Here is a 313-nt window from a genome sequence, read left to right as displayed (position 1 = left end):
TATACGTCGGGATCGACCGGCAAGCCGAAAGGCGTCATGGTCGAACACCGGTCGGTGATCAACCGCCTGATCTGGATGCAGGAGGCGTATCCGCTGGATGCAGGAGATACAATACTGCAAAAAACGGCGATCACGTTCGACGTTTCCGTATGGGAGCTGTTCTGGTGGTCGTTCGTCGGAGCGAGTATGTGCCTGCTCCCGGTCGGCGGGGAGAAAGACCCGGAAGTGATTGTGGAGACGATTGCTGCGCAAAGGATCAGCACGATGCATTTCGTACCGGCGATGCTGAACGCCTTCCTGGAATACATCGAGC

Annotated in this window: 1 protein-coding gene; it reads left to right on the top strand. The window is 56.9% G+C overall.

What is annotated here, in order from left to right:
* Window positions 1-313, top strand: a 313-nt coding sequence (locus L693_RS28275) for an AMP-binding protein (protein ID WP_155983868.1), incomplete at both ends; no start/stop codon positions are given.

It is taken from the genome of Paenibacillus sp. 1-18, assembly GCF_000520755.1.
In the GTDB taxonomy this organism is placed as follows: Bacteria; Bacillota; Bacilli; order Paenibacillales; family Paenibacillaceae; genus Paenibacillus; species Paenibacillus brasilensis.
Note: the sequence above shows the minus strand (reverse complement) of the source record. Positions and strands in the feature narration are given on the sequence as shown.